Genomic DNA, 14,811 nt, shown 5'->3' on the forward strand with positions numbered 1-14,811 from the left:
CCGTGAGAGAGCAGCTACTAACGGGCACCGCCGTAGTAGCGGCCCAGCACTTCCGCCTTGTACTCCCAGTAGGTGCCGTTCTCCATGGCCTCCCGGATGCCGTCCACCAGCTGCACAATAAAGAACAGGTTGTGGATGGTGCAGAGGGTTTGGCCCAGCTTCTCCCCCGATTTCAGTAGGTGGCGCAGGTAGGCGCGGCTGTAATTCTGTGAGGTGTAGGAGGCCAACTCCGGGTCAATGGGGCGGAAGTCCCGCTTGAACTTGGCGGCCACCAGGTTCATCCGGCCATCTCTGGTGTAGACACCACCGTGGCGGCCCAACCGGCTGGGTGCTACGCAGTCGAAGGTGTCGGCACCGTTTTCCACGGCAGTAAAAATATCATCCGGTTCGGAGATACCCAGCAGGTGGCGCGGCTTGTCCTCGGGAAGTTCTTGGTTGCACCAGCCCACAATGGTGCCCAGGTTTTCCTTCTGGAGGGCACCGCCGATGCCGAAGCCGCCGAAGCCTACCCCACCCCGTTCTTCTGATTCGACGGAGAGTTGTTGGAGGTCGCGGCAGGCTTTCCGGCGGAGGTCTTCATATTGTGCGCCTTGGATAACACCCCAGAGGGCCTGCGGGGGGCGGTGGGTGCGTTCTGCCGTCAAGCGGCTGTGTTCCACCAGGCAGCGTTCCGCCCACAGGCGTGTGCGTTCCAGGGCCTCCTCCTGATAGCCGCGGGAGTTGAGGAGCGTCGTCAGCTCGTCGAAGGCGAAGATGATGTCTGCGCCCAGGTGGTGCTGGATCTGCATGGACACTTCGGGGGTGAAGCGGTGCAGGGAGCCGTCGAGGTGGGAGCGGAAGGTGACGCCGTCGTCGTCCACATTGGCCATGCGTTCTTTGCCTTTGCGGACTTCACCGTCGCGGTCGGTGCCGGCAAATTCGGCGGCCAGCACTTTTTTGAAGCCGGAGCCGAGGGAAAGAACCTGGAAGCCGCCGGAGTCGGTGTAGGTGGGGCCGTCCCAGTTCATGAAGGAAGCGATGCCGCCGGCCTCGTCCACAATGTCGGGGCCGGGTTGGAGGTAGAGGTGGTAGGCGTTGCCGAGGACGGCCTGTGCGCCGGTGGAGCGGATCTGCTCGGGGGTGAGGGTTTTGACGGTGGCGCGGGTGCCGACGGGGATGAAGGCGGGGGTGTGAATGTCCCCGTGGGGGGTGTGAATGGTGCCGGTGCGGCCGAGTGGTTCCCCTGTGCGGCGGCGGGTGATGGGTTCACCGCTGGTGGGTTCGCTGAGGTAGGTGCCCAGGGTGAAGGGGGTACGCGGCTGCTGGTCGACTGTCATGCAAACATTGTATATAAGAGACACCACCGCCCCGGCTTTGTGGCCTTGCGCGATAAGCACAGCTGGTTACCGCAGTCGGTTAGCACTGTCTGTTAACGCAGTCAGTTGACGCGGCCGGTAAGCACGGAGCGGTGGGGGTGTGAAGTTGTGACGGACGATGGTCGAGCGACTTAGCGGGTGTGCAGCGCACGGGCGATCATCGGCCAGCTCTTGCGCATAGCCTGGCCAAACTGGCCGAAGCTGTGGGCACCGTAGGGCTGGTTGAAGTACTCGTACTTGACGCCAGCAGCGTTAGCCATGCCGCGGAAGAGACCAGTGCACAGATAGGCACCGAATTCGACCATGGACTTGTCGGGCTGCTTGCGCATGTCGTGGTCGTCCGGTGGCATCTTGGGCTTGCCGAGGGAGGCCGACAGGAAGATCGGCTTACCGCGCAGCTTGTCCAGGTGCAGGGCCGGGTCGTAGTGGTACCAGGCGGGGGAGATGAAGCCAGCGTAGGCGTTCAGCGGGTTCACGCCGGGGGTGTTGAGAATCATGGAGTTCATGATGACAAGCTGGCTGAGCGGGTTCGCGGAGACGGGGCAGCCGGAGTAGGAGGCGCCAGCGTCGTAGAGCTTACCGTGGTGAGCCAGCAAGGCCAGGGCGGTGCCGGCGGACATGGAGTAGCCGGCGATGGCGTTACGACCGGTGGTCTTGAAAGCGCGCGCAATGGCAGGGGGAAGTTCCTGGGTGAGGTAGGTTTCCCACATCGGCTTGTAGCCCAGGGTGCGGTCCTCACGATACCAATCCGTGTAGTAGGTGGACGGAGCACCGAGGGGGTTGACCACGTAGACGTTCTTATTACGGAAGAACTTGCGGGCCCCGGAGGCAGGGTGGGACCACTGGTCGCCGTTGCCGCCGTACATGCCGGAGAGGAGGTAGAAGACGGGAGCCCACCCCATATTCGGAGGGGTCATCACTTGGTTGGTAATGGTGCGCTTCATGGAGGGGCTGTACACCTTGACTTCCATGAGCTGGTTTCCGATCCAGCGCTTGCTCACAAGCTTTCCCGTGGGGGCTGCCTCTGCAGGAGCGGCGTTAAGCCCGAAACCTACCGCGAGGGCGGTGATCGCTGCGACCAGTGTCTTAGCGAAATGTCGACGCATACGCTTCTCTTTCCTATATATGGTGATAGTGAGGAAATACCAACCTAGTCTACACAGCTACAACGACGAGTCCACAACTAATTATTTACCCTTTGACCTGGTAAGGGTTATTTTATGGGAAGAAACACGGTCATCAGGTTGTTATAATCAGAGAATCTCAACGTTTTAGACGATTGACCTACTTCACTGCATCACGCATCACATTCGTAACTTAAGTTTCATTTTCTTGTTGAGGAGGATGATATGAAACGCTTCCCCATCCGCACCCTGCGCGCCCCCCTCGCCGGCGCCCTCGCCCTCATCGCCAGTACCGCGCTCTCCACCGGTATCGCCTCCGCCTGTCTCCCCCAGTCCACACCCATCATCGAAGGCATCGACTGGCACTACCTCAGCCCCGACGGCGGCCACCTAAAACTTGAGAACGGCAAGGTATCTGGAAGCGACTCCTGCAATTTGGTGTTCGGCGACTACACCATTACCCGCTCTCCTGCTGGCAACGTCCTCACCTTCGGACCTATTGCCACCACCAGCCGCTACTGCTACCAAGGGCACGCCACCCAGCAGGCCTTCACCGCACTCTTTAGCCGCCCCAACGGATACAAGGTCGTCACCCTCCCGGGCGGAGAACAACACCTCTCCCTCTACCCGGCCGGAACCAAAGGTGTCCTCTCCACCAACACCATGGTGTTCAGCAACCGCAACACCCACCCCGAGAAGCAGTAGCACTGCGCACACAGCTCGCCTGTGCAGCGCTGTCCTGCAACACTGTGCTGTAACGCTGCCGTCACAGCAACCCGACAGATAGAATATAAAGTTCAGCCCCGCACCGGATTTCCCATATGCGGGGCTGAACTATTCACCGCGGTGGCGGCGGGATTTGAACCCGCGGTTGGGGTTAACCAACACTCGCTTTCGAGGCGAGCACCTTCGGCCGCTCAGACACGCCACCGGGGAAAACTATACGTGAATTGTGCGAAAAGAGGAAAGTGAACGTGACAGACCATCCACCCCACCCCTAGCGCTTAGCGCGGAAAAACCTCTCTAACACCGCCGCACAGGGCCCTTCCCACACTCCCCCCACCACTTCCGGCACAAACATTGCACCCGGCGCCCGCGGAATGTCCATCAACGAGCCACACCCACCCGTCTTGGGCTCCCACGCCCCAAAGACAATCCGCTGCACCCGCGCCCCCACTGCAGCACCCGCACACATCGCGCAGGGTTCCAACGTCACTACCAGAGTGCACCCTTCCAGGCGCCACCCGTCCCTCACCACTTTCGCGGCCGCCCGCAGCGCCAGCACTTCCGCATGCGCCGTGGGGTCCCCGTCGGCTTCCCGCCGGTTGATGGCCTCCGCTACGACCTTCCCTTGCGGGTCCACCACCAGGGCGGCCACCGGCACATCGGCCTGGCAGTCTGCGGGCCGCACATCGTCGCCGGCGTCGTCAACGAGCAGCGCTAATGCCCGGCGCACCAGCGCTTCATCGGTGGCCGTTTGGGAGGGTTGCGGAAGGCCCATCCCGATGAGGGCCACTAGAGGCCTACCGCCCGATCCAGTTCCTCGTCAAAACCGAGTGTCTCTGCGATCTCCATAATCTGGTCGTCGGCCCAGCTTTCGTCGTCGTCCACAATGACGCTCAGGACGGATTCGGGCAGGCCGAGGTCTTCCAGGATGTTGAAGTCGCCGATGCCCCAGGAACCTTCCCAGTTTTCGTCGATCTCAGTCTCGTAGCCGCGGTCTTCCAAGGCATCGATAACGAAGCCGTCGTCGAGTGCGGCGTCGAGGTCGCTGACGAAGAGTTTGGTGCCGTTGGGCCCGGGGCGGACGATGATGAAGTATTCGCAGGCGCGGTTGAGGATGCCGAAGTTGACCCCCTCGGCTCGGATATTGCGCACTGCTTCTTCGAAGAAGCGGTAGTTTTCGAAAGCGTCGGCAGGCAGACGGGTGACGCGCCAGATGTTATCCGGTCGGGCAACCGCTAGACCGTATGACGGCGCAACGTTGGTGTCCTCCGGGGGGTTCGCACCGGTGGGTCGCACGTTCGACAAGTCCTCATAATCATTCTGTAAACGGTCGTTCTGCGGGTAATTCTTTGCCATATGACATACGGTAGCGATATGAACTCGAATTGTCAGTCCCCTCGGGAGAAGTCTCCTTCACAGTCTGTCTGCGTGCTGGGTTTGGGCCTCATTGGTGGCTCCCTGCTTCGGCGGCTGACGGCGTGTGGCTATCCGGCGTTCGGCTGGAACCGTAGTACCGCGACCGTCGAGCAGGCGGCAGCCGACGGAATGGACGTGTCCGGGGACTTGCCCGCCACGTTGCAGCGTGCCGCCCGGGAGGACGCGTTACTGGTAGTGGCGGTGCCGTTGTTCGCGGTGCCAGAGTTGCTGGCGCAGATTGCCGAGTATGCCCCGCAGTGTCCGCTGACCGATGTGGTGTCGGTGAAGGTGCAGGTGCTGCGGGCAGTGCAGGAGGCGGGGTTGGCCGCCACCTATGTGGGCTCGCATCCGATGGCGGGGACGGAGAATTCTGGCTGGGGTGCGACGGATCCCTCGCTGTTCGAGAACGCCACGTGGGTGGTGATGACGGGTGGGGCGGAGTCCGTCACCGCCCGCGTGCGGGAGATTTCGGAAGCGGCCGGCGCTGTGGTGGTGGAGACGGATCCGGTGTCGCATGACGGCGCGGTGGCCTGTATTTCGCATGTGCCGCATTTGGTGGCGGAGGCGCTGTCGGTGGCGGCGGTGACGGAGCAGGTGGGTGGCGGCGATACTGCGTTGCGGTTGTCTGCGGGGTCATTCCGCGATGGGACGCGGGTGGCGGGGTCCGCCCCGGCGCTGGTACGGGCGATGTGTGAGGGGAATCGTGAGGCGGTGCTGCCGGTGTTGGCGGAGACGATTGCGCTGCTACAGCAGAGCTATGACGAGTTGTCCCAGCAGGGGACATGCGAAACGCTGGTGGAGGCAGGGTATGCCGCGCACCAGCGTTATCGCACCATGATGAAGGAGTTGGGCCGCTAGCGGGGGTTAGGCGTCGACCGGTTCGGGGGTGTGGTCGTCGGTGTTGTGCCGCGGGCCGGTGCCGGGGCTGTAGACGCGTTGCAGGCGGACGTTGTCGCCCAGGTCCCACACTTCGCCCAGGTCCATGGGCTGGAGGTCGTCGCGGTCGGCAGTGCGGAGGAGGGGCACTCCGTGGTTGGCGGTGTCGGCCAGTCCGGCTACGCTCTTGCCTTTGCTCTTGCCTGTGGTCCTGCTGGCGGCAGCACCGGCGGCGGTGTTCTTGGAGTCGTATTCGGAGGGTTCCAGGTCGATGGAGTCGCGCAGCACGGTGGAGCGCATGCAGAGCACGCCGATGAAGGCGAGGACGGACACGATGCCGATGCAGATAAAGATGACGTTGATGGAGTTGCCGTAGGCGTTCATCACCATCTCGGCAACTTTATCCCCTGAGGACAGTACGGAGAGGTCTTTGACGTGGGAGAGTTCGGAGAGCTGTTTGGCGTTGGCGCCTTGTTTCATGAGTTCGTGGGCGCCGGCGGTGACGTTATTGGTAAGGTTCCTGTTGAAGAAGGCACCCAGTACTTGCAGTCCGACGGTACCGCCCATGGAGCGGGAGAAGGTGACGACGGCGGTGGAGGCGCCGATGTCCTTGTATGCGACGGTGTTCTGGACGGCGAGCACGAGGTTCTGCATGGAGGCACCTTGGCCGATGCCGATGAGGGAGAGGCCGAGGGCGATGAACCAGTAGGGGGTGTTGGCGTCGCAGAAGCTCATCATGATGGTGCCGAGCATCATGATGCCGATGCCGAAGGTGACGGAGGGCTTCCATTTACCGCGGGCGGACACGATGAAGCCGGAGACGGTGGAGGCGACGAGGGAGCCGAGCACGATGGGGAGGAGGGCGAGACCGGAGTGGGTGGGGGTGTAGCCGCGGCCCATCTGGAAGTACTGACCCATGAAGACGCCGACGGAGTTCTGGGAGATGCCCAGGACGATGGAGACGGCGATGGCGAGTTTGGTGATACGGCTGTTGAGAACCTTGTAGGGGATGATCGGTTCGGCGGCTTTGCGCTCCCAGAAGGCGAATCCGATACCGATGATGATGGCGACGACGAGCGGTACCCAGAATTGCCAGGTGGAGAACGTGGCCTTCTTTGAGGCTTCGGACATCCACAGCATGAAGGCGGTGACGCTGAGGGTGATGAGGACGGCACCTAGGTAGTCGACTTTCGGCTTGCGTTTGGGGGCGGGCGGGACGGTGAGTTTGAGTTGGACGACGATCATGGCGATGACGGTGAAGGGGACGCCGATCCAGAAGCACCAGCGCCAGCCCATGAGGTCCACGATGAAGCCGCCGAAGACAGGGCCAGCCACGGTGGCGACGGCGATGACGGCACCGAGGTAGCCGTTGTATTGGCCGCGTTCACGGGGGCTGGTGACGGTGGCGATGACCGCCTGGGAGAGGGATATTTGCAGGCCGAGGCCCAAGCCTTGGATGATGCGGAAGCCGATGAGGGCTCCGGTGTTCCAGGCGAAGCCGGAGAGTAGGGAGCCGAGGGCGAAGATGACGAAGCCGGCCATCAGTAGATGCTTTTTGTGGAATTGGTCGGCGAGTTTGCCGGCGATGATGGTGGCAATAGTGGAGGAGAGCATGCTGGCGGTGATGACCCACGTGTAGGCGGTCTGGGAGCCGTGCAGTTCCTTAATCATGGTGGGTAGGGAGGTGCCCACGATGGTTAGTGAGGTCATGGCGACGAACATGCCGACCATGACGCCGACGAGTGCTTGGAGCACTTCGCGCCGGCGCGTCTTCTTTCCTTGCTTGTCGTTCACTACTGTCCTTTGTTCGTCTTGTCGTTCTTCGTTGCGTTTGTGCTGCGTATGATGTGTGTGGCGCGGGACGCCGGGGTGTGGGGGACGCTGTGGCCCGCTTGGCTTCTGCCTGCTGGTGGGGCGTCTGATGGTGGGGTTAGGGGTTCTCTCGGAGTTTTTTTCGTATGTCCGCGCTGAGGCGTTCGAGTGTCTGGGTGACGTGTTCGATGTCGTCGTCAGACCAGGTTTCGAGGGCTTGTTTGGCGAAAATGGAGTGTTGCTCGGTGACGTCTTTGAGGGTGGTTCGGCCTTTGTCACTCAAGGTGATGAGGGTGGCGCGGGCGTCTTGGGGGTCGGAGGTGCGGGAGATGAGACCGCGTTCTTCCATGCTGGCCACTTGTCGGGAGATGACGGATTGGCTGAGGTGGAGAATCTTGGCGATGTCGTTGATGCGGATGCCGCCTTGTGTGCTGCCGGAGTTGCCGTTAGGGCAGTCGTCGATGTGGGGTCCGGCGATGGTGCCTTTTTCTTGGGCGTGGGCGTAGAAGTCCTCTTCGAGTTTGAGGTGCCAGAGGATGCCAAATTCGGTGTGGCTGAGGCCTGATGAGGCGCCGATGGCGATGGTGACGCGCCGGTAGGTACGGTTCAGCCGGGCGATCTCGGCGACAAGATTCGCGATGGGCTGGCGGTTCTCCGGGGTTTCACTCATGACCTCCACTATAAACTTGTATTCGGAATGAATACAAATTATGGGCGTTCCTGTGCTGCGCGTACTGAATCGTGGAAGATAGGAATCGACAAGGCAGTAGCTATCTGGATGCTAGGTGTGAGAGAATCCGTGAGCACATAAAGAAAGAGGCCGAGAAACGACTACTAATTGCTCCCATGTAAATCGTTTCTTGGCCTCTTCAAGTAAGTGACTGCACACAATACCGGCGCTCTCTCTCTTGCACTGACGGTCTCCCATCCGTCAGGCAACGCCACAGTCACTTAGCCGCCTCAATCGCTCAAAAGGCGGCAGTCTTTGAGGACTATCAACACTATTCGTTTTTGTCCTGCCTTCAGTGTACATATCTTCTACCCGCTTGCCTAGCCAGTTGACCAAGTTTCCATTTACACATATGAAAAATCGCTCTGAGCAAACTTTCCACTATGTCCGCTGATCTTAAAATGTGGAGAACACTGTAAAACTGTAACTCGTGCAGATAGAAGTCCTAGTTTGACCAATTAACACTGGTAAAACACTATTTTTAAACCGTGGAAAATCTTCTTCCAGAAAGAAATTTGTTACTTTGTAAACCGTTGTCTCATGTAGACAAACTCGCGTTACACAAAAAAACGGTTGAACAAATCACTATTCAGATGTCCAATTCATACAGATCCGGGACGGAAACTTTGGCAACTATTTGCCCTAATTACCCGCCCACGCGACTCATCACCGCCCCAACACACAGACTCCACCCCTCCCCCACGCGCTCTACTTCTCCGACACTCCCGCATGCAGAGCAGCCTGATGCTGTGGACACCACCAGCTCACAGACACCCCAATAAACTGGCCCTTCTGCTCCGCCGTCATGCCATTGTCAACAAGAAGCAACGCCATAGCGATCTGGTCGAAGGAATAACCCTTATCAAACTGCCGGCACACCGACTTCGCCGCAGCCACCTCATCCGCCTGCGTCCCCTTAATCCCCACCGTCACAAGATAATTATGGAACAACGGCGCCTTCTGCTCCTCTGACATCGACGCCAGCGCATCCCCCGCCTGGTTACTAGCACCCCCATGGTTATCCCGCCAGGCTCGCACCCCCAACGCCAGCGCAGCCGTCACCACCGCCACCAGCAACACCGTCAACAAGGTCTTCCCCCACACCCGCCGCTGGTGCAACTGCGCAAACGTCTCCATATCCACCGGCTGCTGCCACGTGTCGTCCGGCCGCGTATGCGCAACAGCGTCCTGCAGCCCCTCCACAAAAGCCACATTGGTACGTGTGGTGACGGCCTCCACCCGGCCCACCTGCATCTGCTTCGGCAGGTCCCGCGGAGGGTTACGGAACGTGAACACCACCGTACCGGGCTTCTCCTTGCCCTCCTGCGGGGTCCGTTGCCACGCCACACTCCGCAATGCGCCCACCGGAATCTCCAACGGCTCGCCCTGATTCTTGCGGGGATCCTCATGCGTCACGGTGACGGTGTTCGTCCGGCTATCGAAAGTCGCTCTGGCCTGCTTGCCGTCTAGATTGGAGATGCTCATAGGGCTAAACCTACCGGCACAGCCAAATGAAAAACCACCATTATGAAAATGGTTACTGGGCGGGCGTCAGTAGGCCGGCAATAATGCAGGTCAGGGCAATGCGGTGAAAATACGAAAAACCCTGGCGGAAAGCTCAAAAAGCTTATTTACCAGGGATTTTAACCGTGCGCTCGAAGGGATTCGAACCCCCAACCTTCTGATCCGTAGTCAGATGCTCTATCCGTTGAGCTACGAGCGCCCGCTGTTAAGTTCAGCAAAAAGAAGTATATGCGTTTTTGTGGCGGAAACAAAATTGTCCAACCGTTCCCCCAAGTGAGCACTGTCTTTAAACTGGAATTTGCCCCCGAGACAACTGAATTTAACCAACCGGAACGTCACCACGCTCACCCCCCGACGTCTCCCCTCCGGCACCACCCACTCTTCACCCGTGAAGGAGAACCCATGTCGGACGGCATGTCCCGTCGCGCGTTCCTCGGCTACACCGCACTCGCCGCCGGAGCCCTCGCCACCTCACACCTCAACATTGCCAGCCCCACCGCCTGGGCAGCCCCCGCCACCCCACCCACACGCCCCTACCTCAGCAACGTACGCATCCAAGCCACCGCCCTCGAATTCATCACCGTCCAACGCAAAGAAGGCAAAACCTGGTCCCCCGCCATCGCCGGAAAACCCTTCCCCCTGGTCACCCGCACCGACCTGGCCAAGCGACACAGTCTCCGCCCCACCCACCCCCTACTGGCCTTCGCACAACTCTCCGACCTCCACGTCACCGACGCACAATCCCCCTCCCGCATGGAGTTCGCTCACGCCCGCGTCCGCTCCGCTTACCGCCCCCACGAACCCCTCATCCCCTTCGGCGTCAACGCCGCCGTCAAACGCATCAACCGCTACCCCTACGGACCCATCACCGGCCGCCACCTAGACTTTGTCGTCATGGGCGGCGACGCCACCGACAACCACGAAAAAGTCGAACTGGACTGGGTGATGCGGATCCTCAACGGCGGCTCCTTCATCGCCAACACCGGCCACCCCCACAAGTGGGAAGGCGTCGGCGCCACCGGCGACCCCTACTACTGGCAGCCCAGCAGCTCCGCCGCCGACGTCTACAAAAACCGCGGCTTCCCCACCATCCGCGACTTCTGGCACACCCTACTCCGCACCCCCGTCCAGTGCCCGGGACTCAAAGTGCCCTGGTACGCCGTCCAAGGAAACCACGACAACTGCTTCATCGGCGCCTTCCCCGACAGCCCCATCGTGAACCAGTTCTATGTGGGCGCGAAGAAGCTCATGAACCTCGACCTCGACGACCTGCTGGGCAACACCTACCCCGAACTCGACAAAGACACCAACCCGCTGGCGGACATCATCACCGGGAAGAAAGAATTCCTCACCACCGTCACCCCCGACAAACGACGCGCCCCCTTCACCGTCACCGAATACGTCAACGAACACTTCAAACCCGAAAACCTGGGCCCCGGCCCCCGCGGCCACGGCTTCACCGGCACCAACACCCGCCCCTACTACCTCTTCGAAATGGTACCTGGCGTGGCCGGCATCGTACTGGACACCAACAAACCCGACGGCGGCCCCGACGGCTGGCTCGGCGGCCGACAAATGGCATGGCTAGAACAACAGCTAAAGCGACTCAACTCCCGCTACTTTGACACCGACGGCACACTCCACCGCACCGGTGTCAAAGACAAGCTAGTGTTCCTCTTCACCCACCACCCCTCCACCAACATCAACAGTCGCGGCAAAGCCACCCCGCGAGACGGCGAAGACTGCCCCTCCAGCCACAGCGCCGCAGAGATCGTCACCCTCCTACAACGCTTCCCCAGCGTGGTGGCGTGGGTGAACGGGCACACACACGGCAGCTGCATCACCCCCCACAAACACAGCAACCCGCTGCGCAGCTTCTGGGAGATCAATACGCCGAGCTTCGTGGACTGGCCCCACATGGGCCGCATGATTGAACTGGCCGACAACCATGACGGCACACTCTCCCTCTTCACCACCCTCTTCGAGCCAGACATTCCTCACAACCCCGGCGCCGCCGCAAATGCACAGGACCGGCTGGCCTCCCTCTACCGCGAGCTGGCGTTGAACGACTTCGAGAATGACTGGAAGTCGCTGATTGGGACGGTGCGTGATGGCAATACTGAGCTGGTGCTCACCAATCCGCTGACCAACCGGCTGGGCCACTAGACAGCCCCGGCAGAGCAGCCCCGGCAGACTGCCTGTGCGGCGTGGACTGTACGGAGTGGGCTGCCTGTGCCGCGTGAATAATGAGAACACGACGAACCCCCGACTGCTGATGCAATCGGGGGTCCGTCACAACTGCGGAGGCGAGAGGATTTGAACCTCCGGACCCCGCAAGGGGTCAACTCCTTAGCAGGGAGCCCCATTCGGCCGCTCTGGCACGCCTCCAGGTGAAGTTATGTGAACCGCGGCGAACCACGTGAACACTGGGTGCAAGTTTATTAGGCCACGGGTGAAAAAAGCAACACAGCCTAGGCATTTAGCCACGCACCCGGCGCACCACCCGCTGCACAAGCATCATGACAAGGTAGAAGAGCCCGGCCATAACAGCAATCATGCCGCCCGCCGACAACTCAAAGAGCACACTCACCACCACACCCAGCAGCGCAATGCCCACACCCGCCAGCGGCGCCACCACAAGCAGAGTCCGCCAGGACTTCACCAATGGTGTCAATCCGGCAGCCGGAGCCGCCACCAACGCCACCGGCAGAATAGTTCCCACCGCGGGAATGAGCACCACAATGGTCGCCACAATAAGCATCAAAATAATGCCCTCGGCACGTGCCCCAGACAGCCCCGCCGCCCGGAACCCAGACCCATCAAAGGCATAAAACACCAGCTTGTTCCCCACCGCCAGCGCCACCACAACCGCCACCAGGAGAACCACCGCAGCAGCCACCACATCCGCCGGCCGCACATTCAAAATGGAGCCGGTAAGGAAACTTTCGATGCGCAACGGCAGCGGCTGGAACCACTTCAGCAGGAAGTAGCCCAGCGCAAAACCTAGGGTGAGCACAATTCCGGCGGCCGCCTGCGAGGACTGGCCGGGAATGCGCGCCAGCCGGTGCATCAGCCAGGCCATCGGTATACACATGAGGGCCGCCCCGGCGAAGAGGCACAAGGACAGCACCATGTGGCGTTGCATAGTGGACAAACCGGCAGCCAGCGGCACCGCGCACACCACCCCCAGTACAGCGCCGGGGAAAGTAGCGTGGGTGACAGACTCGGTGAAGAAAATGCGCTGGTGGAGGACGGCCAAGCAGCCTACCAGGCCACCAAGTGCCCCCACCAGGATGGCCTCCAGGAGGGGCAGGCGGAGAATCTGCCAGCCGGACACGCTGGCTACATCTACGGCAGCAGCGGAGATACTGGCGGTGACAGTAGACGTACTAACGGCAGCGGCGGAGCTGCCAGCGGCAGCAAGGGTAAGGAAACTCATGCCCCGGCACCCCGCTTCCGCATCACATAGCCCACCGGCAGCAACAGGGCAAACAGTGCCAACACCGACAAGGCGACAGCAGCCTGCGGGGAAATGGGGTGTGGGGAGTCCACCGTCATCAACCACATACCGAACCAACCGCCAGCCACACCCACCAGAATGGCCACCGGTACCATGGTGGAAATGCGGTGCGTCACTAGGCGGGCAGCCGCACCCGGCACCACCAGGTAGCCGATCACCAGCAACACCCCCACCGCCGAACTAGATGCCACCACCACCGCGGCAATAGCGGCATTGGCCAAGAAATCCACAGCCGTAGCACTCATACCGGAGGCCATGGCCCCGTCCCGGTCGAAGGCGCGGAACACTTGGGCGCGCCACGACACCCCAATGGCTACCAGAGCGATGAGGCAAACGAGGATGGACTGCACCAGGCGGGCGTCGGAGACCTCCAGGAGGCGGCCGAACATGAGAGCCTCCAGCTGGCCAGACATGTCCCCTTTGTAGAGGGAGAGCACCACGCCGAAGCCGAAGAAGCTAGTGAGGACGATGGCGGTGCCGGCTTCGTTGATGCGGCGGGAACGCCCCAGCCAGGTGAGGGCGACCGCAACGATAACCGCCACTACGGCGGCACCCGGCACGATATTGTCGATACCCCAATAGAGGGCGCCCGCAACAATGCCAGGAAACACAGAGTGCACCATGGCTTCTGCGTTGAATTCCAGGCAGCGTAAGTTGACGATAACCCCCACCAGGCCAGCAGCAATGCCAAGGAACATCAGCATGATGAAGGGGCGGAACATATAGGGAGCGGAGGTGACGGCCGCTAGCCCCGGCACACCCTGCAGAGCGAGGCGGAGATGTTCGAGGGCCGACATGACCGCCGCGACGACGCTATCCATTGTTGTCCGGCTCCTGAGGGGTAGGAATGGTGGGGGTAGCAGCGTGGTACTCCTCCGGTAGGTGCCCGCCGTAGGCCTCCGCCACCAACTCGGGCACCAGCACCTCTTCCTTCGGGCCGAAGCCCACCTGCCGATTGGCCAGCAGCAGCACCTTCTCGCAGGTTTCCTTCGCCAGCACAATGTCGTGGGTGGAGACCACTACGGCCACCCCCTCCGCCTTCACGGAGTGGATGAGGTCCAGGAGTTTCACCCGGTTCGGCTCATCCAGCCCGTTGAACGGCTCATCCAGGAGGATGAGTTCCGGGCGAGCAACGATGGAGCGAGCCAGCAGGACACGCTGCTTTTGGCCGCCGGAGAGGCCCCCGAAGCGACGCCCGGCGCGCCCCAACATGTCGACCCGTTCCAGCGCCTGGTCGACGCGGGTGCGGCGTTCTTTGGTGATATGTCCCAGCCAGCCGACTTCACCGTAAAGACCCATTTCGACAACCTGCCGGACGGTGACGGGGAAGGTAGGGTCGAGGTCGGCCACCTGCGGCACGTAACCGATGGCGCCTTTGCGGACTTTGCTGACGGGTCCACCAAGGACTTCCATGTCTCCGGTGACGGTGACGGTGCGGAGGATGCCGTAGAGGAGGGTGGTTTTGCCGGAACCATTGGGGCCGATGAGGGCTAGGGCTTCACCGGGGTAGAGGCTGCCGGTGACGCCGGTGAGCACGGGTGGGCCGCCATAGGAGAAGGCGGCGTCGCGAAATTCCAATGCGGGGGCGGGGGGAACCGCGGTGGGGGACGAAGGGTAGGCTGCGGTGGTGCTCATAGGGGTCCTTGTGGATGATTAGCCTAGGGGTGGCAGATAGCAAAGTGGCACCCCAGCCCCTTACCGAGGCGTGGGACGTCACCAGCCGTACTC

Annotated in this window: 13 protein-coding genes and 3 tRNA genes; 3 read left to right on the forward strand and 13 right to left on the reverse strand. The window is 61.3% G+C overall.

Annotated features, from left to right (window positions below):
* Positions 1-17: 17 nt before the first annotated feature.
* Positions 18-1,316, reverse strand: a complete 1,299-nt coding sequence (tgt, locus tag Q0X28_RS03215; RefSeq protein ID WP_296239430.1) for a tRNA guanosine(34) transglycosylase Tgt — start codon at positions 1,314-1,316, stop codon at positions 18-20.
* Between the two features lie 170 nt (positions 1,317-1,486).
* Positions 1,487-2,461, reverse strand: coding sequence for an alpha/beta hydrolase family protein (locus tag Q0X28_RS03220; protein ID WP_298576497.1), 975 nt, complete (start codon positions 2,459-2,461; stop codon positions 1,487-1,489).
* A gap of 243 nt (positions 2,462-2,704) precedes the next feature.
* Between Q0X28_RS03220 and Q0X28_RS03225 the strand changes: the two genes are divergently transcribed.
* Positions 2,705-3,184, forward strand: coding sequence for an META domain-containing protein (locus tag Q0X28_RS03225; protein WP_296239432.1), 480 nt, complete (start codon positions 2,705-2,707; stop codon positions 3,182-3,184).
* Positions 3,185-3,323: 139 nt separating this feature from the next.
* Here Q0X28_RS03225 and Q0X28_RS03230 read toward each other — a convergent pair.
* The 3 genes from Q0X28_RS03230 to Q0X28_RS03240 all read right to left on the reverse strand — a co-directional run bounded on the left by Q0X28_RS03230 (position 3,324) and on the right by Q0X28_RS03240 (position 4,561).
* Positions 3,324-3,410, reverse strand: a tRNA-Ser gene (locus tag Q0X28_RS03230).
* 66 nt (positions 3,411-3,476) lie between these two features.
* Entirely contained in the window at positions 3,477-3,995 is a 519-nt protein-coding gene (locus tag Q0X28_RS03235; protein ID WP_298576499.1) for a nucleoside deaminase, read from the reverse strand.
* The gene (locus Q0X28_RS03240; RefSeq protein ID WP_298576501.1) at positions 3,995-4,561 is read right to left on the reverse strand and encodes a tRNA adenosine deaminase-associated protein; all 567 of its coding nucleotides are present in this window, start codon (positions 4,559-4,561) and stop codon (positions 3,995-3,997) included. The genes Q0X28_RS03235 and Q0X28_RS03240 overlap by 1 nt, the downstream gene beginning before the upstream one ends.
* An 18-nt stretch (positions 4,562-4,579) precedes the next feature.
* Between Q0X28_RS03240 and Q0X28_RS03245 the strand changes: the two genes are divergently transcribed.
* Entirely contained in the window at positions 4,580-5,479 is a 900-nt protein-coding gene (locus Q0X28_RS03245) for a prephenate dehydrogenase (RefSeq protein ID WP_298576503.1), read from the forward strand.
* Positions 5,480-5,485: 6 nt separating this feature from the next.
* On the opposite strand, the gene Q0X28_RS03250 is transcribed toward Q0X28_RS03245, so the two are convergent.
* The 4 genes from Q0X28_RS03250 to Q0X28_RS03265 form a co-directional block, all read right to left on the reverse strand.
* Complete coding sequence (locus Q0X28_RS03250; protein ID WP_296239436.1) at positions 5,486-7,291, reverse strand: MDR family MFS transporter; 1,806 nt, start codon at positions 7,289-7,291, stop codon at positions 5,486-5,488.
* A 136-nt stretch (positions 7,292-7,427) separates the two neighbouring features.
* Positions 7,428-7,979, reverse strand: a complete 552-nt coding sequence (locus Q0X28_RS03255) for a MarR family winged helix-turn-helix transcriptional regulator (RefSeq protein WP_296239437.1) — start codon at positions 7,977-7,979, stop codon at positions 7,428-7,430.
* A gap of 768 nt (positions 7,980-8,747) precedes the next feature.
* Positions 8,748-9,524 (reverse strand): DUF732 domain-containing protein, encoded by a 777-nt coding sequence (locus Q0X28_RS03260; protein WP_296239438.1) that lies wholly within the window; start codon positions 9,522-9,524, stop codon positions 8,748-8,750.
* A 165-nt stretch (positions 9,525-9,689) separates the two neighbouring features.
* Positions 9,690-9,762, reverse strand: a tRNA-Arg gene (locus Q0X28_RS03265).
* A 203-nt stretch (positions 9,763-9,965) separates the two neighbouring features.
* Here Q0X28_RS03265 and Q0X28_RS03270 point away from each other — a divergent pair.
* Positions 9,966-11,729, forward strand: coding sequence for a TIGR03767 family metallophosphoesterase (locus Q0X28_RS03270; protein WP_298576506.1), 1,764 nt, complete (start codon positions 9,966-9,968; stop codon positions 11,727-11,729).
* A 135-nt stretch (positions 11,730-11,864) separates the two neighbouring features.
* On the opposite strand, the gene Q0X28_RS03275 is transcribed toward Q0X28_RS03270, so the two are convergent.
* The 4 genes from Q0X28_RS03275 to Q0X28_RS03290 all read right to left on the reverse strand — a co-directional run bounded on the left by Q0X28_RS03275 (position 11,865) and on the right by Q0X28_RS03290 (position 14,718).
* Positions 11,865-11,951 (reverse strand) — tRNA-Ser (locus Q0X28_RS03275).
* 91 nt (positions 11,952-12,042) lie between these two features.
* Positions 12,043-13,002, reverse strand: coding sequence for a metal ABC transporter permease (locus Q0X28_RS03280; protein ID WP_298576508.1), 960 nt, complete (start codon positions 13,000-13,002; stop codon positions 12,043-12,045).
* Complete coding sequence (locus Q0X28_RS03285) at positions 12,999-13,805, reverse strand: metal ABC transporter permease (protein ID WP_298576681.1); 807 nt, start codon at positions 13,803-13,805, stop codon at positions 12,999-13,001. Before Q0X28_RS03285 ends, Q0X28_RS03280 begins: the two co-directional genes overlap by 4 nt.
* A 91-nt stretch (positions 13,806-13,896) precedes the next feature.
* Positions 13,897-14,718, reverse strand: coding sequence for a metal ABC transporter ATP-binding protein (locus Q0X28_RS03290; protein WP_298576510.1), 822 nt, complete (start codon positions 14,716-14,718; stop codon positions 13,897-13,899).
* Positions 14,719-14,811: the final 93 nt, after the last annotated feature.

The sequence above is a fragment of the uncultured Lawsonella sp. genome, assembly GCF_947252745.1.
Lineage (GTDB): Bacteria > Actinomycetota > Actinomycetes > Mycobacteriales > Mycobacteriaceae > Lawsonella.

Excerpts from the sequence above, each read along its gene's own strand:
- tgt (WP_296239430.1), bottom strand. The coding sequence starts at position 1,316 with ATGACAGTCGACCAGCAGCCGCGTACCCCCTTCACCCTGGGCACCTAC.
- Q0X28_RS03220 (WP_298576497.1), bottom strand. The coding sequence starts at position 2,461 with ATGCGTCGACATTTCGCTAAGACACTGGTCGCAGCGATCACCGCCCTC.
- Q0X28_RS03225 (WP_296239432.1), top strand. The coding sequence starts at position 2,705 with ATGAAACGCTTCCCCATCCGCACCCTGCGCGCCCCCCTCGCCGGCGCC.
- Q0X28_RS03240 (WP_298576501.1), bottom strand. The coding sequence starts at position 4,561 with ATGGCAAAGAATTACCCGCAGAACGACCGTTTACAGAATGATTATGAG.
- Q0X28_RS03245 (WP_298576503.1), top strand. The coding sequence starts at position 4,580 with ATGAACTCGAATTGTCAGTCCCCTCGGGAGAAGTCTCCTTCACAGTCT.
- Q0X28_RS03255 (WP_296239437.1), bottom strand. The coding sequence starts at position 7,979 with ATGAGTGAAACCCCGGAGAACCGCCAGCCCATCGCGAATCTTGTCGCC.
- Q0X28_RS03260 (WP_296239438.1), bottom strand. The coding sequence starts at position 9,524 with ATGAGCATCTCCAATCTAGACGGCAAGCAGGCCAGAGCGACTTTCGAT.
- Q0X28_RS03270 (WP_298576506.1), top strand. The coding sequence starts at position 9,966 with ATGTCGGACGGCATGTCCCGTCGCGCGTTCCTCGGCTACACCGCACTC.
- Q0X28_RS03280 (WP_298576508.1), bottom strand. The coding sequence starts at position 13,002 with ATGAGTTTCCTTACCCTTGCTGCCGCTGGCAGCTCCGCCGCTGCCGTT.
- Q0X28_RS03285 (WP_298576681.1), bottom strand. The coding sequence starts at position 13,805 with ATGTTCCGCCCCTTCATCATGCTGATGTTCCTTGGCATTGCTGCTGGC.
- Q0X28_RS03290 (WP_298576510.1), bottom strand. The coding sequence starts at position 14,718 with ATGAGCACCACCGCAGCCTACCCTTCGTCCCCCACCGCGGTTCCCCCC.